20 protein-coding genes are annotated in these 25,883 nt (G+C 73.5%); 17 read left to right on the top strand and 3 right to left on the bottom strand.

Going from position 1 to position 25,883, the window contains the following annotated elements:
• Positions 1 to 39 precede the first annotated feature (39 nt).
• From K329_RS0113905 to K329_RS0113865, 9 genes are all read left to right on the top strand, one after another.
• Positions 40 to 444, top strand: coding sequence for a BlaI/MecI/CopY family transcriptional regulator (locus K329_RS0113905; RefSeq protein ID WP_028473526.1), 405 nt, complete (start codon positions 40 to 42; stop codon positions 442 to 444).
• Positions 445 to 463: 19 nt separating this feature from the next.
• Positions 464 to 1,363, top strand: coding sequence for a M56 family metallopeptidase (locus K329_RS0113900; RefSeq protein ID WP_052336918.1), 900 nt, complete (start codon positions 464 to 466; stop codon positions 1,361 to 1,363).
• Positions 1,364 to 1,477: 114 nt separating this feature from the next.
• A complete protein-coding gene (locus tag K329_RS0113895) occupies positions 1,478 to 4,201 on the top strand; it encodes an FtsK/SpoIIIE family DNA translocase (RefSeq protein WP_028473524.1) in 2,724 nt (907 codons plus the stop codon).
• Complete coding sequence (locus tag K329_RS29635; RefSeq protein ID WP_052336889.1) at positions 4,198 to 6,393, top strand: helix-turn-helix domain-containing protein; 2,196 nt, start codon at positions 4,198 to 4,200, stop codon at positions 6,391 to 6,393. The genes K329_RS0113895 and K329_RS29635 overlap by 4 nt, the downstream gene beginning before the upstream one ends.
• A 103-nt stretch (positions 6,394 to 6,496) precedes the next feature.
• Positions 6,497 to 7,948 carry a 30S ribosomal protein S12 methylthiotransferase RimO gene (rimO, locus tag K329_RS0113885; RefSeq protein ID WP_028473523.1) on the top strand — a complete coding sequence of 484 codons (1,452 nt, stop codon included), beginning with the start codon at positions 6,497 to 6,499 and terminating at the stop codon, positions 7,946 to 7,948.
• Positions 7,945 to 8,559: a CDP-diacylglycerol--glycerol-3-phosphate 3-phosphatidyltransferase gene (gene pgsA, locus K329_RS0113880; RefSeq protein WP_028473522.1), complete on the top strand. Its 615-nt coding sequence runs from the start codon at positions 7,945 to 7,947 to the stop codon at positions 8,557 to 8,559. Before rimO ends, pgsA begins: the two co-directional genes overlap by 4 nt.
• Before the next feature lie 186 nt (positions 8,560 to 8,745).
• Complete coding sequence (locus tag K329_RS26825) at positions 8,746 to 11,853, top strand: ExeM/NucH family extracellular endonuclease (RefSeq protein WP_052336887.1); 3,108 nt, start codon at positions 8,746 to 8,748, stop codon at positions 11,851 to 11,853.
• Between the two features lie 32 nt (positions 11,854 to 11,885).
• Complete coding sequence (locus K329_RS0113870; protein WP_084541292.1) at positions 11,886 to 12,428, top strand: nicotinamide-nucleotide amidohydrolase family protein; 543 nt, start codon at positions 11,886 to 11,888, stop codon at positions 12,426 to 12,428.
• Positions 12,429 to 12,441: 13 nt separating this feature from the next.
• On the top strand, positions 12,442 to 12,765 hold the full coding sequence (locus tag K329_RS0113865) for a helix-turn-helix domain-containing protein (RefSeq protein WP_028473520.1): 324 nt from the start codon (positions 12,442 to 12,444) through the stop codon (positions 12,763 to 12,765).
• A 76-nt stretch (positions 12,766 to 12,841) separates the two neighbouring features.
• Here the strand turns inward: K329_RS0113865 and K329_RS0113860 are convergent, their stop codons facing one another.
• Positions 12,842 to 13,645 (bottom strand): DNA-formamidopyrimidine glycosylase family protein, encoded by an 804-nt coding sequence (locus tag K329_RS0113860; RefSeq protein ID WP_028473519.1) that lies wholly within the window; start codon positions 13,643 to 13,645, stop codon positions 12,842 to 12,844.
• Positions 13,638 to 18,485 carry an ATP-dependent helicase gene (locus tag K329_RS0113855; RefSeq protein WP_028473518.1) on the bottom strand — a complete coding sequence of 1,616 codons (4,848 nt, stop codon included), beginning with the start codon at positions 18,483 to 18,485 and terminating at the stop codon, positions 13,638 to 13,640. Before K329_RS0113855 ends, K329_RS0113860 begins: the two co-directional genes overlap by 8 nt.
• Positions 18,486 to 18,554: 69 nt before the next feature.
• Here K329_RS0113855 and K329_RS0113850 point away from each other — a divergent pair, with 69 nt between their 5' ends.
• From K329_RS0113850 to K329_RS0113840, 3 genes are read left to right on the top strand one after another with little or no spacing between them, the layout of a single operon-like run.
• Positions 18,555 to 19,550 (top strand): ABC transporter ATP-binding protein, encoded by a 996-nt coding sequence (locus K329_RS0113850; RefSeq protein ID WP_425411477.1) that lies wholly within the window; start codon positions 18,555 to 18,557, stop codon positions 19,548 to 19,550.
• Positions 19,551 to 19,559: 9 nt separating this feature from the next.
• The gene (locus tag K329_RS0113845) at positions 19,560 to 20,411 is read left to right on the top strand and encodes an ABC transporter permease (protein WP_084541290.1); all 852 of its coding nucleotides are present in this window, start codon (positions 19,560 to 19,562) and stop codon (positions 20,409 to 20,411) included.
• A gap of 1 nt (position 20,412) precedes the next feature.
• Positions 20,413 to 21,246 carry an ABC transporter permease gene (locus K329_RS0113840; RefSeq protein ID WP_028473515.1) on the top strand — a complete coding sequence of 278 codons (834 nt, stop codon included), beginning with the start codon at positions 20,413 to 20,415 and terminating at the stop codon, positions 21,244 to 21,246.
• A 59-nt stretch (positions 21,247 to 21,305) separates the two neighbouring features.
• Here K329_RS0113840 and K329_RS0113835 read toward each other — a convergent pair whose 3' ends face one another.
• On the bottom strand, positions 21,306 to 21,836 hold the full coding sequence (locus tag K329_RS0113835) for a GNAT family N-acetyltransferase (RefSeq protein WP_028473514.1): 531 nt from the start codon (positions 21,834 to 21,836) through the stop codon (positions 21,306 to 21,308).
• Between the two features lie 116 nt (positions 21,837 to 21,952).
• Here K329_RS0113835 and K329_RS26820 point away from each other — a divergent pair, with 116 nt between their 5' ends.
• From K329_RS26820 to K329_RS26815, 5 genes are all read left to right on the top strand, one after another.
• Positions 21,953 to 22,555 carry a DinB family protein gene (locus K329_RS26820; protein WP_052336885.1) on the top strand — a complete coding sequence of 201 codons (603 nt, stop codon included), beginning with the start codon at positions 21,953 to 21,955 and terminating at the stop codon, positions 22,553 to 22,555.
• Positions 22,552 to 22,746: a DUF3046 domain-containing protein gene (locus tag K329_RS0113825; protein ID WP_028473513.1), complete on the top strand. Its 195-nt coding sequence runs from the start codon at positions 22,552 to 22,554 to the stop codon at positions 22,744 to 22,746. The genes K329_RS26820 and K329_RS0113825 overlap by 4 nt, the downstream gene beginning before the upstream one ends.
• A complete protein-coding gene (locus K329_RS0113820; protein WP_028473512.1) occupies positions 22,743 to 24,035 on the top strand; it encodes an MFS transporter in 1,293 nt (430 codons plus the stop codon). Before K329_RS0113825 ends, K329_RS0113820 begins: the two co-directional genes overlap by 4 nt.
• 182 nt (positions 24,036 to 24,217) lie before the next feature.
• Entirely contained in the window at positions 24,218 to 25,255 is a 1,038-nt protein-coding gene (gene recA / locus K329_RS0113815; protein WP_028473511.1) for a recombinase RecA, read from the top strand.
• Between the two features lie 55 nt (positions 25,256 to 25,310).
• Positions 25,311 to 25,853 carry a regulatory protein RecX gene (locus K329_RS26815; protein WP_052336884.1) on the top strand — a complete coding sequence of 181 codons (543 nt, stop codon included), beginning with the start codon at positions 25,311 to 25,313 and terminating at the stop codon, positions 25,851 to 25,853.
• The last annotated feature ends 30 nt before the right edge of the window (positions 25,854 to 25,883 follow it).

The following is a 25,883-nucleotide window of genomic DNA, read 5'->3' as shown; positions in this document are numbered from 1 at the left end:
GAGTGTAGTACGACGGATCTTCGTAGGTACACTTCCCGGGTGAGACCTTCGAGATCAGCACTGGGAGACCTGGAGCGCGCCGTCATGGACGTCCTCTGGGCCACGGGGGACGACGAGTGGCTGACCGTGCGGGACGTGCACGAGGCCGTCGCGACCAGCCACGAGGTCGCCTACACGACCGTCATGACGGTCATGGACCGCCTCGCGCGCAAGGAGATGCTCGACCAGCAGCGCGACGGCCGGGCCTACCGCTACCGCGCCCGCGCCACCCGTGGCGAGATGACCGCCGCGCTCATGCGCGGGGCGCTCGACGACATCGGCCGGCAGGACCGTGCGGGCGCCCTCGTGGCGTTCGTCGGTGAGGCCAGCGCCGACGACCTCGACGCGCTCCGGGCCGCGCTCGCGCGCGTGGCCCCCGACGACGACCCCACCGGCACGAGCTGAGTCCGCCGCCGTGGCCACGATGATGACCCCCCTGCTCCTCGGCGTGCTCGCCGTGGTGCTGGCGGGTCCCGTCGCGGCGCTGCTGGCCCGGACGACGTGGCTGCGGCGCACGCCGTACGCCGCGCTCGTGCTGTGGCAGGCGGTCGCGCTGGCCGCGGTGCTCGCCGCCCTCGGGGCGACGCTGGCGCTGGTGAGCGCCCACGTGCTGCCGATCGGGTCGACCATGCCGAACGCGCTGGAGGGGGTGGTCGGGGGAGTGGCCCTGGCGGTCACCGGCCTCGTCGCGGGGCGACTGGCCCTCAGCGCCCACCGGGTGGGGGGCACCCTGCGACGCCTGCGCCGCCTCCACGCCCAGCAGCTCGACCTCCTCGGCCGACCGGGGGAGCGGGGGGTGCGCGTGCTCGACGACGACGCCCCCGTCGCCTACTGCCTGCCCGGCCTCCACGGGCGCGTCGTGGTCTCGGCCGGGGCCATGGAGCGCCTCGACGACGCCGAGGTGGACGCCGTGGTGGCCCACGAGCGGGCCCACCTGCGCTTCCGGCACGACCTCGTGGTCGAGCTCTTCGACGTGCTCCACCAGGCCTTCCCGCGCTGGGTGTCGAGCGCGTCGGCCCTCGCGGAGGTCCGTCTGCTCATCGAGATGTGTGCCGACCGGGCCGCCGCCCGCACGGCGGGGCGCCGTCCGCTCGCCCAGGCGCTGGTGCAGCTGGCCGAGGCGCGTACGCCGGCCGCGGCGCTCGGCGCGGGGTCCGGCCGACGGGGCGACCTGCTCGCCCGCATCGAGGTGCTCGGCGAGCCCGAGCCGCGTCGGGCGCAGTCGGTCGCCGTGCTCGTGGCCGCCGGCGCGCTCCTCGTGCTGCCCACGTGGCTGGTCGTCGCACCCTGGTTCGCCACCGTGCTCGGCGTCGAGCTCTGGTGATCCGGGGCCTCCGGGCCCGGCCGGAGGACGTGGCGCGAGCCCCGCGAAGATGCGGTCGCGACACGCATCCTGTGAAGCATGATGCAGGTGTGACGATCACCTAGGGTTCGGACCATGGCGACCCGTACGTCTTCCCCGCCGGGGTCGCGGAGCTCGAGCACCTCCAAGAACGCATCAGCACGAGGCACCTCGAGCGCCCGATCCCGGAGTACCGGCAGCAAGTCCGGACGATCCACCTCCTCGCGAGGCCGCGCGCCCGCACGCAAGCCGACCGGCTCGTCGAGCCGTCCGGCCCCGCGGGCGGTGCGCACCGGTCCCGGACCGGTGCTGCGCTTCTTCGCGCTCGTCGGACGGGGGATCGCCGCCTGCTGGCTGGGCATCGCCCACGCGGTCGGCAGCGCCGTCCGCGGCGTCGGCCACGCCGCGCGCGAGGTCGAGCCCGAGCACCGCCGTGACGGGGTCGGCCTCCTGCTCATCGGCCTCGCCGTCGTCGTCGCCGGCGCGGTGTGGTGGCAGTTCGACGGGTCCGTGCTCGAGACGGTGCGCACGATGGTCGCCGGCTCGGTCGGCAAGACCGCCGGCTTCGTGCCGCTGATGCTCGTCTACGTCGGCTGGCGCAACATGCGCGACCCCGAGCGCAACGGCCCCGCCGGTCGCCAGGTCATCGGCTGGACGGCGCTCGTCTTCGGCGTGCTCGGCATCGTGCACATCGCGAACGGCAACCCGCAGCCCGAGCTCGGCGACACCGACAGCCTGCAGACCGCCGGCGGGGCGGTGGGCTTCGTCGTCTCGAGCCTGCTGCTCGACCTGCTCCGCACCCCGTTCGTCGTCGTGCCGCTGCTCGCCCTGCTGTCGTTCTTCGGCATCCTCATCATCACGGCGACGCCCGTCTACCAGATCCCGGCCCGCCTGCGGGAGGCCCGGGACCGCCTCATGGGCACGCCCCCCACCGCCGACGACACGGCCGCGCGGTCGTCGTACGACGACGAGATCGACCCCGACGCGGGGGCCCGGCCCTACGACTCCCCGGTGCTCACCGACGCCGAGAGCCGCAAGGAGAAGCGCGCCCGCCGCAAGGCCGAGAAGGAGGCCGAGCAGGCCGCCGCCGACGAGCAGGCCGCGCTGGCCGCCGCGGAGGCGGGCGGCCCCGACGCCGTCGACTTCGCCCAGAGCGTCGACCTCTCCTCGCCCGCCCGCCCCGCGGCGCGGCCGTTCGTCGCCCCCTCCACCGAGGCCGACGGCGACGAGGACGGCTACGACGCCGACGTGCCGACGGAGGCCCACGCCGAGTCCGCCCGCAAGGGCGACCTGGTGCCGCCGCCGCACGCCCAGCTGCCCCAGCGCGTCGAGCAGCTCTCGCTCTCCGGCGACATCGCCTACTCGCTGCCCCAGAGCGAGGTGCTCAAGCCCGGCTCGGTGCACAAGGCCCGCTCGAAGGCCTCGGACGCCGTCGTCGACCGCCTCACCCAGGTGATGAGCGAGTTCAACATCGACGCCCAGGTCACCGGCTACACGCGCGGACCGACCGTCACGCGCTACGAGGTCGAGCTCGGGCCCGCCGTCAAGGTGGAGAAGGTCACGGCGCTCAGCAAGAACATCGCGTACGCCGTCGCCTCCGCCGACGTGCGCATCCTCAGCCCGATCCCGGGCAAGTCGGCGATCGGCATCGAGATCCCGAACATCGACAAGGAGATCGTCTCCCTCGGCGACGTGCTCCGGTCGAACACGGCGCGCTCGGAGCCGCACCCGACGATCGCGGGCCTCGGCAAGGACGTCGAGGGCGGCTTCGTCGTCGCGAACCTCGCGAAGATGCCCCACCTGCTGGTCGCCGGCGCCACGGGCTCCGGAAAGTCCAGCTTCATCAACTCGATGATCACGTCGCTGCTGATGCGCTCGACGCCCGACGAGGTCCGGATGATCATGGTCGACCCCAAGCGGGTCGAGCTGAACGCCTACGAGGGCATCCCGCACCTCATCACCCCGATCATCACCGACCCGAAGAAGGCCGCCGAGGCGCTGGCCTGGGTCGTGCGCGAGATGGACATGCGCTACGACGACCTGGCCAACTTCGGCTTCCGCCACGTCGACGACTTCAACAAGGCCGTGCGGGCGGGCAAGGTCGAGGTGCCGCCCGGCAGCGAGCGCACGCTGGCGCCGTACCCCTATCTCGTCGTCATCGTCGACGAGCTCGCCGACCTCATGATGGTGGCCCCGCGCGACGTCGAGGACGCGATCGTGCGCATCACCCAGCTCGCCCGTGCGGCGGGCATCCACCTGGTGCTCGCGACGCAGCGGCCCTCGGTCGACGTCGTCACCGGCCTCATCAAGGCCAACGTGCCGTCGCGACTGGCGTTCGCGACCTCGTCGCTCGCCGACAGCCGGGTCATCCTCGACCAGCCGGGCGCCGAGAAGCTCGTCGGCCAGGGTGACGGCCTGTTCCTGCCGATGGGGTCGTCGAAGCCGATCCGCGTCCAGGGCTCGTGGGTGACCGAGGCGGAGATCGCCCAGGTCGTCAAGCACTGCCGCGGCCAGCTGGAGCCCAGCTACCGCGACGACGTCACGGCGCCCGCGCAGAGCAAGCGCGAGCTCGACGACGACATCGGCGACGACCTCGACCTGGTCATCCAGGCCGTCGAGCTCATCGTCTCCACGCAGTTCGGCTCGACGTCGATGCTGCAGCGCAAGCTGCGGGTCGGCTTCGCGAAGGCCGGACGACTGATGGACATCCTCGAGAGCCGCGGCGTGGTCGGCCCGAGCGAGGGGTCGAAGGCCCGCGACGTGCTGGTCAAGCCGGACGAGATCGACTCCGTGATCCTGACCTTGCAGGGGGAGCAGTGACGAGGAACAGCGACGCGACAGCACCGGCGGACCTGCCGGCCGACCCGACGCGCGCGGGCGACCGCGCCCGTCGTGACCCGTTCGGCATCGGTACGCCGCGCCAGCCCGGGTGGGACGTCCTCGGCGTCGTGCCGGGCGGCTTCGACCCGGTGGTCCACGGCGACCCGTCCACGTCGCCCCAGGGCGCCGTCGACGAGGTCGTCGAGGTACGGCGCAACGGCGTCGTGTCCGGTGTCGTGGGGTCGCTGGCCGCCGGTGTCGCGGTCGCCTGGTTCAGCCGCGCCGCCGCCGGCGGCACCTGGCTGGACTGGACCGTCACCGCGGTGCTCGGCGTCCTCGCCGTGCTGCACCTCTCCGCCTTCGTCGACGGCCGGGTGCCGCTCGCCGTGATCGACCAGCACGGGGTGCGCCTGCGCTTCGGTCGCACCTGGCAGGGCCTGCCGTGGCCGAGCATCGACCACGTCGTCCACCGCCCCCGCGCGGGACTGCTCCGCGACGGACGCCTCGTGGTGGAGCCGTTCGAGGCCGACGACGTGGTCGCCGCGCTCGACGGGCGCGCCCGCCGTCAGGCCTGGGTCACCCGTCTCCTCCACGGCGGTGCGTTCGCGCTGCCGCTGGGGCTCTCGACGCGCGTCGTCGGCGCCCCCGACCTCACCGAGGCGCTGCTGCGGCTCGCCGACGACGACGTCGAGATCGTCGTGCCCGAGCCGGTCGCGGCCGCTGCCGAGGTCGTCGAGCCCGACGCCGAGGCCGGGATCGAGGCCGGGATCGAGGACGAGCCCGAGGTCCGGCCCGAGGTGCGCTCCGACCTCGCCGACCCGGCGCCCGAGGTCGACGACGTGCCCCCGACGCAGCCCGTGGCGGCGTACACGGTCGCCCGCGACCTGCCCGTGCTGACCTCCGTCGGCCGCTGGGACGAGGAGCGCGACCGCGACGAGCAGCCCGCGACCACCCCGACGTACGACGAGCAGCCCCTGGACGATGTCCGCGACGAGACCGGCGACGAGACCGGCGACGAGACCGGCGACGAGACCGGCGACGAGGGCGTCGACGAGCGTGACGACGAGGCCGCGGGCTCGCGCCCCGAGGTCCGCCGGGTCGCTCCCTGGGCCGCGGCCCTCATCGCCCGGGTCGCCGAGTACCGCCGACGCGGCCGCGAGCGCGAGGATGACTCCGTCGTGGCGTGGTCGGAGGAGGGCGCGTCGGCCGGGCACGACAACCGTGCCGACGACCGTGGCGACGACGGCTGGGACGACGACCGGTCCGACGCCGAGGCCACCGGCCCGATCGCGGTCGTGCCCGCCGTCCGCGCCAGCGCGACGCCGCTGCCCCTGCGCGACCTCCGGGGCGCCGCCCGCTCGGAGCACGAGGCCGAGGAGCGTCTGCCCGAGGCCTCCGAGCTCCGCCGCTCCGGCGAGCCCGAGCTGCCGACGTACACGTTCGACGAGGTCGCCACCCTCGCCGGACCGGCTGACGACGGCACGCCGGCCGACGAGCCGGTCGAGCCCGTGATCGGCCCCGAGCTGACGGCGGCCCGTGCGCGCCTCGGTCTCTCGGTCGACCAGGTCGCCGAGCGCACCCGCATCCGCCCGCACGTCATCGAGGCCATCGAGGTCGACGACTTCGGCCCCTGCGGCGGCGACTTCTACGCCCGCGGTCACCTCCGCACGCTCACCCGCGTGCTGGGCGTCGACTCCGCCGAGCTGCTGGCGGCGTACGACGAGCGCTACGCCGACGCCCCCATCGACGCGCGACGCGTCTTCGAGGCCGAGCTGGCCGGCGCCACGGGCGGGGGCCTCCGGGCGACCCGCGGCGGGCCGAACTGGTCGGTGCTCGTCGCGGCCGTGATGTCCCTGGTGCTGCTGTGGTCGGTCGCCCAGCTGCTGTTCGAGGGCGACCGCGAGGTCGAGTCGACCTCCGGCGCCGCGGGCCTCTCCTCGGGCACGGCGGCCGCCGCCGTCGGTCTCGAGCTGCAGGCCGGCGAGGTCGACGCGTCGCTGACGGTGCGCGACGGCGACGGTGCCGTCGTGTGGCAGGGCGACCTGGCCGCGGGGGAGACCCACTCGGTCGAGGCCGTCCCGCCGCTGCGGATCTCGTCGACCGACGGCTCCGTGACGGCCCGGGTCAGCGGTGGCGAGGTCGCCGCGCTGGGTGAGGCCGGCACCGCGGTCCAGCGCACGCTCGTGCCGTGACACCGGTCGTCGGGCGGCTCGCCCGTTTCGACGCCGGTGGCGGTCGGCGGGCATACTCGGCCCAATCATGAGTGCTCCCACCGCCCCGCCCGCCGACCAGCCGCTGTCGGTGGCCATGGTCACCCTCGGCTGTGCCCGGAACGAGGTCGACTCCGAGGAGCTGGCCGGTCGCCTGGAGGCGGGCGGCTTCCGCCTCGTCACCGATCCCGACCAGGCCGACACGGTCGTCGTCAACACCTGCGGCTTCGTCGAGTCCGCCAAGAAGGACTCGGTCGACACCCTGCTCGCCGCGGCCGACCTGAAGGACGGTGGCCGTGCGAAGGCCGTCGTGGCCGTCGGGTGCCTCGCGGAGCGCTACGGGTCCGAGCTCGCCGAGTCGCTGCCCGAGGCCGACGCGGTGCTCGGCTTCGACGACTACCCCGACATCGCGGCACGGCTGCGCTCGATCGTCGCCGGCGAGGTGCACCACCCGCACACGCCGTCCGACCGCCGCAAGCTGCTCCCGATCTCCCCGGCCGAGCGCGGCGACGCCCAGCAGAGCTCGGGCCTGAGCGTCCCCGGCCACGGGCCCGACCTCCCGATCGGTGCCGCGCCCGCGAGCGGACCCCGCGCCGTGCGGCGCCGCCTCGACGGCGGACCCACCGCGCCGCTCAAGCTCGCGAGCGGCTGCGACCGCCGGTGCACGTTCTGCGCCATCCCGAGCTTCCGCGGCTCCTTCGTGAGCCGCCGGCCCTCCGACGTCATCGCGGAGGCGCGCTGGCTGGGGGAGCAGGGCGTCAAGGAGGTCTTCCTCGTCAGCGAGAACTCGACGTCCTACGGCAAGGACCTCGGAGACCTGCGTCTGCTCGAGACGATCCTGCCCGAGCTGGCGGCCGTCGACGGCGTCGAGCGCGTGCGGGTGTCCTACCTGCAGCCCGCCGAGACGCGGCCCGGCCTCATCGAGGCCATCGCGTCGACGCCGGGCGTGGTGCCCTACTTCGACCTCTCCTTCCAGCACGCGAGCAACCCCGTGCTGCGGCGGATGCGTCGCTTCGGTGACCCGGAGAGCTTCCTCTCGCTGCTCGAGCGCATCCGGGCGATCGCGCCCCACGCCGGTGTCCGCTCCAACGTGATCGTCGGGTTCCCGGGCGAGACGGAGGAGGACCTCGAGGTGCTCTGCGACTTCCTCGAGGCGGCCCGTCTCGACGTCACCGGGGTGTTCGGCTACTCCGACGAGGACGGCACCGAGGCGGCGTCGTACGACGGCAAGCACAGCGACGACGAGGTCCTCGCCCGCACGCAGCACGTGACCGCCCTCGTCGAGGAGCTCACGTCGCAGCGCGCCGAGGAGCGGGTCGGCGAGCGCGTCGAGGTGCTCGTCGAGTCGGTCGACGACGAGGGCGTCGAGGGGCGGGCCGCGCACCAGGGCCCGGAGGTCGACGGCACCACCATGCTCGTGGACGTCGACGGACTGCCCCTCGAGGGCGCTCGCGTCGGCGACATCCTGCCCGCGACGGTCGTCGCGTCGGAGGGCGTCGACCTCGTCGCCGAGCCGCTGAGCGAGGAGATCCGATGACCGAGGCCGCGCGGGTCAGCAACTTCAACCTGCCCAACGCGCTCACGACCGTGCGCATCCTCGCCGTGCCGTTCTTCGGCTGGGCGCTGCTGGTCGACGGCGGCGACTCGGTGCTGTGGCGCACGGTGGCCTGGGCCATCTTCTTCGTCGCGATGATCACCGACAAGATCGACGGCGACATCGCCCGTGCCCGTGGGCAGGTGACCGACTTCGGCAAGATCGCCGACCCGATCGCCGACAAGGCGATCACCGGCATGGCCCTCGTCGGGCTCGCGATCGTCGGCGACGTCTGGTGGTGGGTCGCGATCGTGGTGCTCGTGCGGGAGTGGAGCGTGACGCTGCTGCGGCTCTCGGTCGCCAAGCAGGTCGTCATCGCCGCCGCGCAGAGCGGCAAGATCAAGACGGTGCTGCAGGCCCTCGCCCTCGGGCTGCTCGCCCTCCCGCTGCGTCAGGTCGACGGCTGGCTCGACGTGCCGGGCGACGTGGTGTTCTACGCGGCCCAGGTGCTGCTCGCCGCGGCCGTCGCGATGACCCTCTGGTCGGGCTACGAGTTCTACCGCGACCTGTTCCGGCAGCGCGACACCCTGCGCTCCGGCTCCCGCGGGGCCTGACAGCACGCCGGTCCGCCGGTGTCCATGGGGAGCGGCCCGGACGAATCGGGCCTGAAACGCTCGGTGCACGCAAACCGTTACGCGGAGTTCATCGTGGGACGTTGATTTCTTCGTGCCAGGAGTAGTGGACTGGGCCGGCGTCCCGCCGACTGTCGGCGCGCGCTCTCGCCTCCCGAAAGGCCACCCGTGTCCCAAGCCCCACCGACGGCGTCCTCGACCCGCGCCGCACGTCGTCCCGTTCGCTCCCTGGCCGCGGTCGTCGGCCTCGGCGTCGTGCTGACCGGTCTCAGCAGCGTCACGATGCCCGCCCAGGCCAACCCCGCCGGCACCGGTCTCGTCATCAACGAGGTGTACGGCGGGGGCGGCAACAACGGCGGAGCGTTCCGCAACGACTTCATCGAGCTGTACAACCCGACCACGTCGGACATCCCGCTGGGCGGGCTGAGCCTCCAGTACCGCTCCAACGCAGGAGGTGTCGGCGGCAACCTGGCGCTCGAGGGCTCCGTCGCCCCCGGCGGCTACTTCCTGGTCCAGGCCGCCCTCGGCAACAACGCCGACCAGCCGGCCCTGCCGACGCCGGACGCCGAGTCGACGCTGGCGCTCTCGGGCACCGGTGGCCAGGTGCTGCTCGTGAACGGCACCGCGAACTTCACGGCGACCGGCGACCTCGCCGGCAACACCGGCCTGGTCGACATGGTGGGCTGGGGCACGAGCACCAACAGCTTCGAGGGTGCGGCCGCGCCCGCGACCACGAACGGCACCTCGGTCGCCCGCGCGGTCGTGGGCGTCGACTCCGACGTGAACTCCGCCGACCTCGTCGCCGGTGTGCCCACCCCGACGAACTCCGGCGCCGAGCCGGAGGAGCCCGAGGAGCCCGAGGAGCCGGCCGAGATCCCGACGGTCACCATCGCGGAGATCCAGGGCACGGGCGACGCCACGCCGCTGCCCGCCACCCGGGTGCGCACCCGCGGCGTCGTGACGGCGGCGTACCCGTCGGGCGGGTTCGACGGCTTCTACATGCAGACCGAGGGCACGGGCGGCGAGGCCAAGGTGGCCCCCGCCGCGTCCGACGCGGTGTTCGTCTACGGCGGCACCGGTGGCTTCGGCGACGCGACGCCGCGGGTCGGCGACCTCGTCGAGGTCGTCGGCGTGCCGGGTGAGTTCAACGGGCTCACCCAGCTCAACGCCTCGACGCTGCCCTCCGAGGTCGTCGTCGTCGGCGAGCCGACCGTCGAGGTCAAGGCGCGCGCGTTCGCGCTGCCGGCCACGGCCGCCGAGCGGGAGATGTACGAGGGCGAGCTCGTGGCCCCGACCGACACCTACACGGTGTCGAACAACTTCAACCTCAACAACTTCGCCGAGATCGGCCTCGCGGTGGGCGACACCCCGCTGCTGACGCCGACCGAGGTCGCGGCCGCGGCCGACACCGACGCGATCGCTGCCGTGAAGGCGGACAACTTCGCCCGCGGCGTCGCCATCGACGACGGTGCGACGTGGAACTACCTCACCAGCTACAACGGCATCGCGCTGCCGTGGATCACGAAGGACCAGCCGGTCCGGGTGAACGCGAGCGCGACCATCACCGAGCCGGTGGTCTTCGACTACCGCAACAACGCGTGGAAGTACCAGCCCACCACGCAGCTGCGTGCCGGTGCCCAGGCTCCGGCCACGTTCGAGAACACGCGCACGGCGGCGCCGGAGGAGGTGGGCGGCAACCTGAAGCTGGCCACGTTCAACGTGCTGAACTACTTCACGACCACCGGCCAGGACTGGGTCGCGAGCGGCAACGGCCGCACGTGCACCTACTTCAACGACCGTGAGGGCAACCCGATCGGCGCCAACCGCTGCGACCCGAACGGGCCCCGCGGCGCCGCGACCGACGCGAGCTTCGAGCGTCAGCAGCAGAAGATCGTCGCGGCGATCAACGCGATCGACGCCGACGTGGTCTCGCTCGAGGAGATCGAGAACTCGCGCTCGCTGGGCAAGCCCCGCGACGAGGCGCTGTCGGCCCTCGTCGAGGCGCTGAACACGGCCGCCGGCTCCGAGCTGTGGGCGTTCGTGCCCTCGCCCGAGGCACTGCCCGCTAGCGAGGACGTCATCCGGACGGCGTTCATCTACAAGCCCGCCGCGCTCGAGACGGTCGGCGACTCGCGGATCCTCACCGACAGCTCGGCGTTCTCGAACGCCCGGCAGCCGCTGGCCCAGGCCTTCGTGCCGGTCGACGGTGACGACGAGGACGCCTTCACGGTCGTCGTGAACCACTTCAAGTCGAAGAGCAACTCCACGCCTCCGGCCACGGGCGACAACGCCAACGGCGAGCAGGGCGCGTTCAACGGCGACCGCACGCGTCAGGCCGAGGCCCTGGTGACGTTCACCGACGAGGTGGCCGCCGAGTTCGGCACCGAGGCCGTCTTCCTCACGGGCGACTTCAACTCCTACTCGCAGGAGGACCCGATGCAGGTCCTCTACGAGGCGGGCTACACCAACCTCCAGTCCGAGGGCGAGTGGAGCTACAGCTTCAGCGGCCAGTCCGGCTCGCTCGACCACGTGCTGGCGAACGACGCGGCGCTCGAGTCCGTCACGGGCTCGGACATCTGGGAGATCAACGCGGTGGAGTCGGTGGCGTACGAGTACAGCCGCTACAACTACAACCTCACCGACTTCTACGCGCCGAACCCGTACCGGTCGTCCGACCACGAGCCGCACGTCGTCGGCATCTCCACCCAGGACGAGCCGGCGCAGTCGAGCCTCATCACGTCGCCGGTGTACGGCGCCTACGGCGACGCGATCACCATCCCGGTGACCGTCGACACCACGGGCACCGCCACCGGCACCGTCGAGGCCTACTGGGGCGGTCGCACCTACGCCACGGCCGAGGTCGTCAACGGCTACGCCGTCCTGACCATCCCGCGCCGGGCGCTGGCGCCGAACACCTACCGGTTCGGCATCCGCTACTCGGGCGACGCCGGCACCCTGCCGGCCGTCAGCGGCACGGTCGTGACCATCGACCGGGCCCGCTCGACGCTGGTCCCGGTCCAGTGGCCGCAGCCGTTCGTCGCGAACCGCAGCGGTGCCCTCGGCATCACGGTCGGCAACTCCAGCGGCGCGCGCGCCACGGGCTTCGTGAACGTCGTCTACGGCAACCGCTCCTACCGGGCGCAGCTCGTCAACGGCTACGTGAAGCTCAACCTGCAGGGGATGGCCGCCGGTTGGCACCGCGCGTACATCTACTACGAAGGCAGCGGCACGGTCTCCTCGGCGTACGGCAGCGTCGCCATCCGGGTGACCCGCTGACCTGACCCGGGCAGGCGGGCCATGATGGTGGGGTGACCTCCACCGGACCGGCCGCACCGCACGCCCACGAGCACGCCCACGAGGCCCTCGACGCGCTGGTCGCGTCGGGGGCCTCGTTGGCGGTGGCGGAGTCCCTCACCGGCGGTCGCCTGGCGGCGGCGGTGACGGGCGTTCCGGGTGCCTCGCGCGCCTTCCTCGGCGGCGTCGTCTCCTACGCCACGGAGGTGAAGGTCGACGTGCTGGGCGTCCCGGCCGCCGTCGTCGACGAGCACGGCGTCGTCTCGGCGGCCTGCGCGGCCGCGATGGCGGCGGGCGTACGACGGCTGCTCGGCGCGTCGTACGCGCTCGCCACCACGGGGGTCGCCGGCCCCGAACGCCAGGAGGGCCACCCGCCCGGCACCGTGTTCGTCGCCCTGGCCGGTCCCGACGGGCTCTCCGAGGTGGTCGGGCTCGCCCTCAGCGGGGACCGCGCACGCATCCAGGCCGACACGGTCGCGACGGCGCTGGACCTTCTCACCCGGCGTCTCGTCGGGAAGCAATCGGCATCGGGTAGCGTTGCGCCTCACCTGAGGTGAAAGGAACGCGCGCATGGTGCTCTTCCGAAGTTCGCTCGGTGACGTGCTGCGTCGTCAGCGGATGCAGCGCGGCATGACGCTGCGCGAGGTCTCCGCAGGTGCCCGGGTCAGTCTCGGCTACATCTCCGAGATCGAACGTGGCCAGAAGGAGGCGTCCTCCGAGCTGCTGGCGTCGTTGTGCGCCGCCCTCGAGGTGCCGCTCTCCGACGTGCTCCGCGAGGTCAGCCACGAGGTCGCCCGCGAGGAGACGGTGCTCGCCGGTGCCGCCGTGGCGACCCCCATCCCCGTGCGTCCGCGCACGACCAGCGACGACACCGCGGTGCCCTCCGCCGCCTGACCGGTCCTGGCGCGACCGGTCCGCAAGGGCGGCCCCGGGGCGATCGGCCCGAGCCGGGCTGCTCAGCGGGGTCGGCTCAGCGTGGTTGGCAGGACGGGCACCAGTACGACGCCCGCTCGCCACGCAACGGTGCCTCGGCGTCGACGCGCATCTCCACCCGCACCGTGGTGCCGCAGCGGCGGCACGCCTGCTGGTCGCGGCGGTACACCCACAGCTGGCGGCCCTGGCGCAGGTCGCCCGTGGTCGACTGCATCGCGCGCTCCTTGTTCAGGTCGAGCATCTGGCGAGCACGCCTCACCATCCTGACGAGGTCCGGCACCTCGGCCAGCGGCCGGGCCGGGTGCACCCCGGAGACGAAGCAGAGCTCCGCCATGTACATGTTGCCGATGCCCGCGAGGTTGCGCTGGTCGAGGAGCGCCTCCGCGACCGGGCGGTGACCGTCCGCACGGAGCCGGCGCAGTGCCTCCTCCTCGTCCCAGTCCGGCCCGAGCAGGTCGGGGCCGACGTGGCCCACGACGTCGGGCTCGTCGGCCGTGCGCAGCAGGTCGACCACGCCCAGGGAGAAGCCCACGGCCGTGGTGGTGCCGGCGCGCAGCACCGCCCGGGCCTGGTGGGTCGGCCGACGCCAGCGCGCCCGTCCCTCGTAGACGTGCCAGCTGCCCTCCATCTTGAGGTGGGTGTGCAGCGTCCAGTCGCTGCCCTCATGGCGGAGCCGTGTGAGCAGGTGCTTGCCCCGGGAGACGGTGCCGAGGTGCTCTGCGCCCGCGAGGTCCGCGGTCGCGTGGTCGGGCACGCGCAGGTCGACGACGTCGAGCCGGCGCCGGCCGAGCGCGGCGTCGAGCTTCTTGGCCGCCCGGTAGACGGTGTCACCCTCAGGCACGGAGTCGGAGTCCCTTCGGGGTGGTGACGAACCCGGCCGCCGCCAGGGCCTGGCGCAACGGGGTGTCCCGCACGCCGAGAAGCTGCGCGCCGTCGGCCTGCTCGACCGTGATCCGCCCGAGGGCGCCGTTGCGCGAGACCGAGGCCAGGCCGTGGGCCGCCAGCGTGAGCACCTCGACGTCGTCCGTCCACGTCAGCAGCGTGCGGCCGCCGCGCTCGACGTACAGGACGAGCTCGCCGTCGACCACCGCCACCAGGGAGCCGGCCTTGCGTCCCGGCCGGTGGCGGGGCGTGCGCCGGGCGGTCGGCGAGTCCGGGGCGGCGTCCGACGTCATCCCGGACCCCGGCTCGCCGTCGCCGTCGTCGTCGGTGGCGGAGCCCGGGCGCTCGGGCCAGGGCAGTGCGGCACCGAACGGGTTGGCGGGGTCGGTGGCCGCGAGCACGTACGTCGCGGGCTCGTCGCTGGAGCCGTCGACCCCCGTCGCGGGCTCGGCCAGGGTGCGGAGCCGGTCGACGGCACCCGTCGTCCCGAACTGGGCCGCGCCGAGACCGTTGACGAAGTAGCCACGGCGGGTCCGGCCGGTCTCCTCGAAGGCCGCCAGCACCCGGTAGACCCCGGCGAAGCCGCCCAGCACCCGCTCGGCGACGACGGACCCGCGGGTCACGACGCCGTACCGGCCGAGCAGCGACTCGGCGGTGGCGTGCCCACGTCGGGTGGCGTCCGTGTCGAGGGGCGGCACGAGCGCCCAGCGTCCGGAGGTGTCGGGCCGCGCCCGGGCGGCCGGGTAGGGCCGGGCGGACATGGAGCGGCTGGCCGACCCCATGCGGCGCGGGCGGCCGGGCGTGCGGCGCGTCTTGTGCGACCCGCTCGAGCCGACGCGGGCCCGCAGGGGCGCCAGGGTGTCGTTGGTGACGCGTCCGGCCCACACGAGGTCCCACAGCACCCCGGCGAGCGCCTCGTCGTTCGTGGAGCCCACGACGTCGGCGAGCTGCCGGAAGAACCAGGCCCCCCCGGGTTCCAGCGCCGTGACGACGGCGTCGTGCAGGGCGGAGGCGTCGTACGCACCGGGGAGGGGCGCGGTGAGCGCGGCGGTGTCGGCCAGGTGGAGCGAGACCCAGCCGTCGGACCCCGGGAGCGCCCCCTGGCCGCACCACACGACCTCGCCACCGGCGGTCAGCTCGTCCAGGTAGGCGGGGGAGTAGTCCCGCACCCGGGCGGGCAGCACGAGCGACTCCCACGCCGAGGCGGGGATGGAGCAGCCGGCGAGCTGGTCGAGCACGGTGACGACGCCGTCGACGCCGTACAGGCCGCCACGCTTGCCGGGGCGACGCACCGGCCGGTCGGGGTCGTCGTCGCGGGGCGGCGCGACGGGCTGGACCTGCTGCCAGACCGGGACGAACCGCGCCAGTGCCGCGGGGTCGACGGGCTCGACCTCCTGGCGCAGCCGGGCCAGGGAGCGGCGACGCAGCCGGCGGAGGACCTCGGCGTCGCACCACTCGGTGCCGGACCCGCCCGGACGGAACTCGCCGTCGGTGACGCGGCCCTGGGCCCGGAGGCGCTGGAGGGTCTGGGCGACGACGGCCACGCCCAGGCCGAGCCGGGCCGCGACGGCGTCCGGCTGGAAGGGGCCGTGGGTGCGGGCGTAGCGGGCGACGAGGTCGCCCAGGGGGTCGTCCACCGGCTCGGTGAGCGCATCGGCGACCCCGGGCGGCGCCGGGACGCCGAGCCCGTCGCGGAGCCTCGCGACGTCCTCCACGACGGCCCAGCGCTCGTCGCCGGCCATCCGGACCCGGACGACGCGGCGGGCCTGCTCGAGCTCCTCCAACCAGGTCGTCGAGGTGGCGGCGTCGGCCGTGGAGCGCGCGGCGACCTCCTCGGTCGAGAGCGGTCCGAGCAGCCGGACGAGGTCCGCCACCCCCTCGACGTTGCGGGCCCGGCGGTCTTCCGCCAGCCGCTGCAGCTCGGCCTCCACCTCGGCCAGCACGTCCGGGTCGAGCAGCTCGCGCAGCTCGGCGCGGCCGAGCAGCTCGGCCAGCAGGGCCGGGTCGAGGGCGAGGGCGGCGGCGCGCCGCTCGGCGAGCGGCGAGTCGCCCTCGTAGACGAACTGCGCGACGTAGCCGAACAGCAGGGTGCGCGCGAAGGGTGAGGGCGACGTGGTCGTCACGTCGACGACCTGGATCTCGCGGCGCTCGACCTTGCGGTGGAGCGCCAGGAGGCCGGGCAGGTCGTAGACGTCCTGCAGGCACTCGCGGACGGCCTCGAGCACGATCGGGAACGTCGGGTACTTCACCGCGACCTCGAGCAGCTGCGCGGCGCGCTGACGCTGCTGCCACAACGGGGCGCGCCGGCCCGGGTCGCGGCGGGGGAGCAGCAGGGCACGGGCGGCGCACTCGCGGAAGCGGGCGGCGAAGAGCGCCGAGCCCCCGACCTCGTCGGTGACGATCGCCTCGAGCTCGTCGGCGTCGAAGACCATCACCTCGCCCGAGGGCGGGTCGTCGCCGGTGTCCGGCAGGCGCACGACGATGCCGTCGTCGGAGGCGTGCGCCTGGCCGTCGACGCCGTACCGCTCCCGCAGCCGCGCGTTGATCGCGAGCGCCCAGGGCGCGTGCACGGGCACGCCGTACGGCGAGTGCAGCACGAGCCGCCAGTCGCCGAGCTCGTCGCGGAAGCGCTCGAGCACCAGGGTGCGGTCGGACGGCAGGACCGTCGTCGCCTCCCGCTGCTCGCCGACGTAGTCGACGAGGTTCGCGGCGGCGTAGGCGTCGAGGCCGGTCGCGGTGACGGTCGTGACCGCCTCCGAGCGCGGTGCGGCCCCGAGCTCGCGGTGCAGCGCCCCCACGGCCTCGCCCAGCTCGACGGGGCGCCCCAGTGCCTCGCCACGCCAGAACGGCAGGCGGCCCGGGATGCCGGGCGCCGGGGTGACGAGCACCTGGTCGTGGGTGATGTCCTCGATGCGCCAGCTCGTGGCGCCGAGCGCGAAGACGTCGCCCACGCGCGACTCGTAGACCATCTCCTCGTCGAGCTCGCCGACCCGGCGTCCGGGGCCGGAGCGCTCGTTGCCCGACGAGACGAGGAAGACCCCGAACAGCCCGCGGTCGGGGATCGTGCCGCCGCTCGTGACGGCCAGCCGTTGCGCGCCCGGTCGCCCGGTGAGGGTGCCGGCGACGCGGTCCCAGACGAGGCGTGGCCGCAGCTCGGCGAACTCGTCGGAGGGGTAGCGGCCGCTCAGGAGGTCGAGCGTCGCCTCGTAGGCGCTGCGGGGCAGACCGGTGAACGGCGCGGCCCGGCGCACCAGCTCGAAGAGCGCGTCGGTGTCGTAGGGCTCGATGGAGGTGACGGCCACGATCTGCTGCGCCAGGACGTCGAGCGGGTTGGCCGGCACGCGCAGCGCCTCGATCGCACCCGTGCGCATGCGCTCGACCGCCACGGCGGTCGGGGCGAGGTCGCCGCGGTACTGCGGGAAGAGCACGCCGCGGGAGGTCTCGCCGACCTGGTGACCGGCGCGACCCACCCGCTGCAGGGCGCTGGCGACCGAGGGCGGCGACCCGATCTGCACGACGAGGTCGACGGCACCCATGTCGATGCCGAGCTCGAGACTGCTCGTCGCGACGACGCAGGGTAGGCGTCCGCGCTTGAGGTCGTCCTCGATCAGCTCGCGCTGCTCCTTCGAGACCGAGCCGTGGTGGGCGCGCGCGACCAGCGCGGCCGCGCCGCTCGTGGCGCCGGACTGGCCGGCGACCTCGGACGGCGGTCGGGAGGGACGCTCGTCCTGCTCGTCGTCCTGCTCGTCGTCCTGGTGGTCGTGCTGCTCGTCGTCCCGTGCGTCGTCCTCGTCGTCGTACATGGCGTGGAGGCGCTCCTCGCCGGAGCCGGCACCGGCTGCGGCGGCGCCCGCGGCCGAGACGGCCTCGGCCCGCTCGGCGGCCAGCTCGTTGAGCCGTGCCGTCAGCCGCTCGGCGACCCGCCGCGAGTTGGCGAACACGATGGTGGAGCGGTGCGCCTCGACCAGGTCGAGCACCCGCTCCTCGACGTGGGGCCAGATCGAGGAGGCGTTGCGCCCGCTGGAGGCGTCGTCCTCGTCGTACTCGGCCGGGGCCGTCATGTCCTCCACCGGGACCACGACCTGCAGCTCCCACTCCTTGGACGACGGCGGCGCCACGACGTGCACCGGGGCGCTGCCGCCGAGGAAGCGGGCGACCTCCTCGACCGGGCGCACCGTGGCGGAGAGACCGATGCGCTGGGCCGGCTTCTCGAGCAGGGCGTCGAGCCGCTCCAGCGTCAGCGCGAGGTGGGCGCCGCGCTTGCTGCCCGCGACGGCGTGGACCTCGTCGACGATGACGGTCTCGACCCCGCGGAGCGACTCCCGTGCCTGCGACGTGAGCATCAGGAAGAGGGACTCGGGTGTCGTGATGAGGATGTCCGGCGGGCGGGTCGTCAGGCGGCGTCGGTCGGCCGCCGACGTGTCGCCGGACCGGATGCCGACCCGCAGGTCGGGCACCTCGACGCCGAGCCGCTCCCCGGTGTGCCGGATGCCGGCCAGAGGGGCCCGGAGGTTGCGCTCGACGTCGACGGCCAGTGCCTTCAGCGGGGAGACGTACAGGACGCGACAGCGGTGGGCGGCCGCCTCCGGTGGCGGGGTCGTCGCGAGCCGGTCGACCGACGCGAGGAACGCGGAGAGCGTCTTGCCGGAACCGGTCGGCGCCACGACGAGGGTGTGGCGACCGGACGCGATCGACGTCCAGGCCCCCTGCTGCGCCGGCGTGGGCGCAGGGAAAGCCGCCGTGAACCACGCGCGGGTCACGGCATGGAAGTTCTCGAGCCCCTCTGCCACGTCGGCCATCCTTGCCTACGGCACCGACAACGCAATCGGGGCGACGACTGTCGGCGCTCTCACCTAGGCTCACGCCTCGTGACAGCGGATCTCGGGCAGACACCCCAGCCGTCGGCGACCACGCCGCCGGGCCAGGCGGCCGACGTGCTCATCCACGCGCGCGGCCTGCGCAAGACCTTCGGCGACTTCGAGGCGGTGCGGGGCATCGACGTCGACGTCCCGCGCGGGCAGGCGTTCGGGTTCCTCGGCCCCAACGGGGCCGGGAAGTCGTCGACCATGCGCATGGTGGCGGCGGTCTCGCCGCCGACCGGCGGCACGCTGCGCATCCTCGGGATGGACCCCGCGGAGCAGTCGTCGGCCATCAAGGCCCGCATCGGTGTCTGCCCGCAGGAGGACACGCTCGACCTCGAGCTCAGCGTGCGCGACAACCTCTACGTCTACGGCCGCTACTTCGGCCTGCCGCGCAAGGAGGTGCGCGCCCGGGTCGACGAGCTCCTGGCCTTCGTGCAGCTGGGCGAGAAGGCCGACGCGATGGTCGACGACCTCTCCGGCGGCATGAAGCGCCGCCTCACGATCGCGCGCTCGCTCATCAACCGGCCCGAGATCCTGCTGCTCGACGAGCCCACCACCGGGCTCGACCCGCAGGCCCGCCACGTGGTCTGGGACCGCCTGTTCCGGCTGAAGGCCCAAGGCGTGACGCTGGTGCTCACGACGCACTACATGGACGAGGCCGAGCAGCTGTGCGACCGGCTCGTGGTGATGGACAAGGGCCACATCGTGGCCGAGGGCTCGCCGCTGGAGCTGATCCGGGCGCACGCGACGCGCGAGGTCGCCGAGCTCCGCTTCGGCGCCGGCGGGGCGCAGGCCGAGCACGAGGCGGTCGCGGAGCAGGTCGCGGGGCTGGCCGACCGGGTCGAGGTGCTGCCCGACAGGCTCCTGCTCTACAGCGACGACGGCGAGCGCACGCTGGCCCAGGTGCACGCCGCGGGCCTGCGGCCGACGACGACCCTGGTGCGCCGGGCCACGCTGGAGGACGTCTTCCTCCGCCTCACCGGCCGCACGCTGGTCGACTGAGGGGCGCCGATGACGACGACACCCCGTCCCGGGACGGGACCCAGCACCAGCCCCACGAGCCCTGCCAGCACGGCGCCCGGGTCGGTGGTCGACGGCGCGCTCCGCCTCGCGCCGTACTGGGCGACGGTGCTGCGCCGCACCTGGAAGGGCGGGGTCATCTCGGCCCTGGTCACCCCGCTGCTGTACGTCGTCGCGATGGGCGTCCTGCTGGGCGGGTTCATCGAGGTGGCGCCCGGCGAGCTGGAGGGGGCGACGTCGTACCTCGCGTTCGTCGCGCCCGGCCTGCTGGCGGCGCACGTCATGACGCTGGTGATCGGCGAGACGACCTACCCGGTGATGTCGGGCGTGAAGTGGCACAAGACCTTCTTCGCCATGCACGCCACCCCGCTCGGCATCGGGTCGATCGTGCTCGCCAACGTCGGCTTCATCCTGCTCCGCACCCTCGTGGTCAGCGCGTTCTTCGTCGCGGTGCTGGCGCCGTTCGGGGTCTTCACGACCTGGTGGGGTGCCGTGCTGGCGTGGGCCACCCAGGCCCTCGTCATCGGTGCCTTCACGACCCCCGTGTTCGCGTTCGCGGCCGGGCTGCAGGACGAGACGGCGTTCGCGCTGGTGTTCCGGCTCGGGATGATCCCGATGTTCCTCTTCTCGGGCGCCTTCTTCCCGGTCGGCAACCTCGACGCGCCCCTCGAGGTGGTCGCGAGGCTCACGCCGCTGTGGCACGGGGTCGACCTGACCCGGATGTTCGCGCTCGGCACGTTCGAGCTCGGGCCCGCCCTGGTGCACGTGGCCTACCTGGTCGCCCTCACGGCGCTGGGCTGGTGGTGGGCCGTGCGCCGCCTGCGCGCGAGGATGGTGGTCTGACGTGGCGCTCTTCACCGCTGCCGTCGCCGGCGAGACCGCCCGCCGGGCCGCCCGCCAGGGCTCGCCGGTCTCCGCCGTCGAGGCGACCCGTCTGCTGGTCTGGCGCAACATGCTGGCCTACCGGCGCCACTGGCCGATCTTCGTCACCGGCTTCCTCGAGCCCGTGTTCTACCTGTTCTCGATCGGGGTCGGGGTCGGCGCCCTCGTGACGGGGTTCGAGGTGGGCGGGCGCACGGTCCCGTACGCCGAGTTCGTGGCGCCCGGCATGCTCGCGGCCTCCGCGATGAACGGCGCGCTCTACGACTCGACGTTCAACTTCTTCCACAAGCTGCGCTTCGGCAAGCTGTTCGACCAGATGCTGGCGACACCCCTCACCACGATGGACGTGGCGCGGGGCGAGCTCAGCTGGTCGCTCATCCGGGGCGGGATCTACGCCGCGGCGTTCCTGCTCGTCATGGTGGCGATGGACCTGGTGTCGTCGTGGTGGGCGGTGCTGGCGGTGCCCGCCGCCCTCCTGATCGGCCTGGCGTTCGGCGGCATCTGCATGGCGCTGACGACCTTCATGCGGTCCTGGCAGGACTTCGAGTACGTCACGCTGGCCACGGTGCCGATGTTCCTGTTCTCGGCGACGTTCTTCCCCGTCAGCGCGTTCCCGGAGTGGCTCCGGTGGGTGGTCGAGTGCACGCCGCTCTACCGCGGCGTCGTGCTGATCCGCGAGCTGTGCACGGGCACGGTCGGGTGGGGCTCGGCGGCGTCGGTCGTCTACCTGGTCGTCCTGGGCCTCGTCGGGCTCGTCGTCGTACGACGCCGCCTCGACCGGCTGCTGCTCGCATGAGGCCGGCGGCCCGGTTCGCGGGCGGGGAGCCCGCCGGGCTGGCCGCCCCGGGCCGCCGGTCAGCCGACGACGGCCTCGCCGGTCGGCATGTTGACCAGCATGCGCTGGTAGAAGGCCATGTCGATCCACTGGTCGAACTTGTTGCCGACCTCGCGGAACTCGCCGACCTTCTGGAACCCGCAGCGCACGTGCAGGCGCTCGCTGGCGGCGTTGGGCAGCGACACCGCCGCGATCGCGGTGTGCACGCCGGAGACGGCCATGGTCTGCAGCAGGGCGGGGTAGAGCATGAGGCCGACCCCCTGGCCGCGCACGGATCCGTCGAGGTAGATGGAGGTCTCACGGGTGTAGTCGTAGGCCGGGCGCGGCCGGAACGACCACGAGTAGGCGTAGCCGACGGCGTCGTCGTCGTCGTTGACGGCCACGATCAGGTGGTCGCCGGGGTGCTGGCCGTCCAGCCGGGTCTGCCAGTAGTCGAGGTCGGGTGGTTCGAGGTCGAAGGTGGCGAGGGAGTGCTCGACCGCGTGGCTGTAGATCGCCGAGATCCTCGGCAGGTCACGCACGGTCGCGGAACGGGTCCTGTAGTCAGGCATCCGGCCATTGTCGTGCACCCCGGCCCCGACGGCGGACCCCGCCGTCGGATTGACGCCCGGATCACGCGTCGGACGTGGCGGTCGTGGCCGCGTCCGGGTCCTGGGAGGATGGCGCGGTGACGACCCCCGAGCAGGTCCCGGTCCCGGGTGACGAGAAGGACTGGACCTGGGTGCTGGAGCGTCCCTGCGCGGAGTGCGGGGTGGTGGCGGGCGACATCGCACTGCGCGACGTCCCGGGTCTCGTGGCGGCGTCGACGCAGGCCTGGCGCCTGGTCCTGGAGGCGGACGACGTCGAGCGTCGCCCGCGGCCCGACGTGTGGTCGCCGCTCGAGTACGCCTGCCACGTGCGCGACGTGCACCGGGTCTTCGACGAGCGCCTGCGGCTGATGCTCGCCTCCGCCCCCGGTGAGGCGGCGAGGTTCGCGAACTGGGACCAGGACGCCACGGCGGTGGCGGAGCGCTACGCCGAGCAGGAGCCCGAGGCCGTCCACACCGACCTGACCGCGGCGGCGCACGTCGTCGCCGGCCGGTACGCCGCGCTGGCGCCCGACGACGCCGAGCGGGTCGGGCTGCGCAGCAACGGCTCGGCGTTCACGGTGCGCACCTTCGCGCAGTACCACCTCCATGACGTGCTCCACCACCTGCACGACGTCGGCGTCGCCGTCGACACGCAGGGGGTCCGAGCCCACCCGAGCGACACGAGGAGCGACGAGCAGTGAGGCACACCGAGTTCTGGGCGCGGCTCGAGGAGGCGCTCGGCACGCCGTACGCGCAGTCCTGGGGCGAGCGCCAGGTGCAGCCCGACCTCGGCAACCGGACCGCCGAGGAGGCACTGGCCGCCGGTGTGCCCCCCAAGGAGGTCTGGGCGGTCGCCCACCGCGTGCTCGACCTCCCGGACCGCCTCCGGTGACCACGGCCCCGCCCACGCAGCTCGACCTCGCCGCGGTGCAGCGGCGCACCGTCCGGGTGCTCGTCGCCGGTCAGGCGGTCGGTGCGGTCGGCATCACCATCGGGATCGCGACGGCGAGCCTGCTCGCGCGCGACCTCTCGGGCTCCGACCAGCTCGCCGGCCTGGCGCAGACCTCGCAGGTGGTCGGCGCCGCGGCGGCGTCCTACCTGCTCGCGGGTCTGATGGCCCGGCGCGGTCGACGCGTCGGCCTCGTCACGGGCTGCCTCGTGGGCGCCGCGGGGGCGACGCTCGCCGTGCTCGCCGGGGTGGTCGGCTCGATGGCGCTCCTGCTGGTGGGCGCCGCCCTGCTGGGGGCGATGACGGCCTCCAACAGCGTCGCTCGGTACGCCGCGGTGGATCTCGCGGAGCCGCTCCACCGCGGGCGCGCGCTCGCCGTGGTCGTGTGGGCGACCACGATCGGCGCGGTCGCGGGGCCGAACCTCACGGGTCTGTCCGGCTGGGTCGCCGGCCGGCTGGGCATCCCCGAGCTGACGGGCCCCTTCGCGATCGCCGCCGTCGCGATGACGGCGACCGCGCTCGTGGTCGGTCTCTTCCTGCGCCCGGACCCCCTGCTGCTCGCGCGCCAGGTGGCCGACGAGGCCGACCGGGCCGCCGGCGGCGCGGGTGCGTCGCCCGTACGGCGGGGGATCGCGTGGGGGCGGGTCGCCACGGTGGTGCGGACGACCCCGTCGGTGGCGGCCGCGGTGCTGGCGCTCTCGGCCGCGCACGCGGTGATGGTCTCCGTGATGATCATGACGCCGCTGCACATGGAGCACGGCGGCGCCGACCTGCAGGTGATCGGGCTGGTGGTGAGCCTCCACGTGCTCGGCATGTTCGCGTTCTCGCCGCTGGTGGGCCTCGTCGTCGACCGGTGGGGCCGTGGACCGGCCCTCGCGGTGGGTGGCGGCGTGCTCCTCGTCGCTCTGCTCCTCTGCGGCCTGGCGCCGGAGGGGCACTCGTGGCAGATCACGGGCGGGTTGTTCCTGCTCGGCCTGGGCTGGTCGTTCGCGACCGTGGCCGCCTCCACCTCGATCGCCGACGGCACGCCGGTGGCCGACCGCACCGACGTGCAGGGGGCGGCCGACATGGTGATGCAGCTGACCGCGGCGGTCGGCGGGGGACTGGCCGGCGTGGTGGTCGGTGTCCTGGGCTTCGGGTGGCTCTCGCTGCTGGCCGCCGTGCTCTGTGCGGCGGTGCTCGCGGCCGCCGTCGTGACGACACGCGACACGCCGGTCGACACCGCTGCCTGACATCGAACATCTGTTCGGCTACCGTTTCCTCCACAGGCAGTGATCGGGTCGAGATCATCCCCAGGCGACGGAGCAGCTCCGTCGTTGTCGGTGGCTCGTCCTAACGTCTTCCACAACGACAACCCCCGACGCGGGTTGCAGACACGACTCGGGCGGCTCCCGCCCGGAGGGGATGGAACACCATGGCTGGTGCAGACCGCGGCAAGGCGCTCGACACGGCGCTCGCAAGCATCGAGAAGCAGTTCGGCAAGGGCTCCGTGATGCGCCTGGGTGACGACACCCGCGCGCCGCTCGAGGTGATCCCGACGGGCTCCATCGCGCTCGACGTGGCGCTGGGCCTCGGCGGCCTGCCGCGCGGCCGCGTCGTCGAGATCTACGGCCCGGAGTCCTCCGGAAAGACGACGGTCGCGCTCCACGCGGTGGCCAGCGCCCAGCGCGCCGGCGGCATCGTGGCGTTCATCGACGCGGAGCACGCGCTCGACCCGGAGTACGCCAAGAACCTCGGCGTCGACACCGACGCGCTCCTCGTCTCGCAGCCCGACTCGGGCGAGCAGGCGCTGGAGATCGCCGACATGCTGGTCCGCTCGGGCGCGCTCTCGCTGATCGTCATCGACTCCGTCGCGGCGCTCGTGCCCCGCGCCGAGATCGAGGGCGAGATGGGTGACAGCCACGTCGGCCTCCAGGCCCGGCTCATGAGCCAGGCCCTCCGCAAGATGACCGGTGCGCTCAACGGCGCCGGCACGACGGCGATCTTCATCAACCAGCTGCGCGAGAAGATCGGTGTCATGTTCGGCTCGCCCGAGACCACGACGGGTGGTCGGGCCCTCAAGTTCTACTCCTCGGTCCGCCTCGACGTGCGTCGCATCGAGACGCTGAAGGACGGCACCGACTCGGTCGGCAACCGCACCCGCGTCAAGGTCGTGAAGAACAAGGTCGCCCCGCCGTTCAAGCAGGCCGAGTTCGACATCATGTACGGCAAGGGCATCAGCCGCGAGGGCGGCCTGATCGACGTGGGCGTCGAGGCGGGGCTCGTCCGCAAGGCCGGCGCCTGGTACACGTACGAGGGCGACCAGCTCGGCCAGGGCAAGGAGAACGCGCGCAACTTCCTGCGCGACAACCCCGACCTCGCCGACGAGCTGGAGAAGAAGATCCTCGAGAAGCTCGGCGTCGGCCCGCAGGTCGACCAGCCGGCCGAGCCCCTCGGTGTCGATGACTTCTGATCGCCGCAGGGCGACCCGTCGTCGCTCGTTCTCGCCTCCGCCACCTGCTGACGAGGTGGCGGAGGTCCCCGAGGCCGACGCGGAGCAGGTCGCCCGCACGATCCTGCTCGACCAGCTGACCGGCCGCGCTCGCAGCCGCAGCGAGCTGGCCGACAAGCTGGCGTCGAAGAACGTGCCCGACGACGTGGCGAGCACCCTGCTCGACCGCTTCGAGGAGGTCGGCCTCGTCGACGACGACGCCTTCGCCCGTGCCTGGGTCGAGGGTCGTCAGTCGTCGAAGGGGCTCGCCCGCCGGGCGCTCGCCCACGAGCTGCGACGCAAGGGCATCGACGACGAGGTCGCCAAGGCGGCGCTCGACGACCTCGACCCCGACGACGAGGTCGAGGCGGCCCGCGGCCTCGTACGGCGCAAGCTCCGCTCCATGCGGGGCGTCGACGACATGGCTGCCCGGCGTCGACTGGTCGGCATGCTCGCCCGCAAGGGCTACGCACCCGGCCTGGCCTACTCCGTGGTCGCCGACGAGCTCCGCGCCGCCGGACGCGACGACGAGGACGCGGTCCCCGACCTCGACGACTTGGACGACGCCGGCGGCTCCTGAGCCGACGGCGGCAGTCGTCCGCTAGTCCCT

Origin of the sequence: Nocardioides alkalitolerans DSM 16699 (assembly GCF_000426525.1) — a bacterium.
GTDB classification, from domain to species: domain Bacteria; phylum Actinomycetota; class Actinomycetes; order Propionibacteriales; family Nocardioidaceae; genus Nocardioides; species Nocardioides alkalitolerans.
Note: the sequence above shows the minus strand (reverse complement) of the source record. Positions and strands in the feature narration are given on the sequence as shown.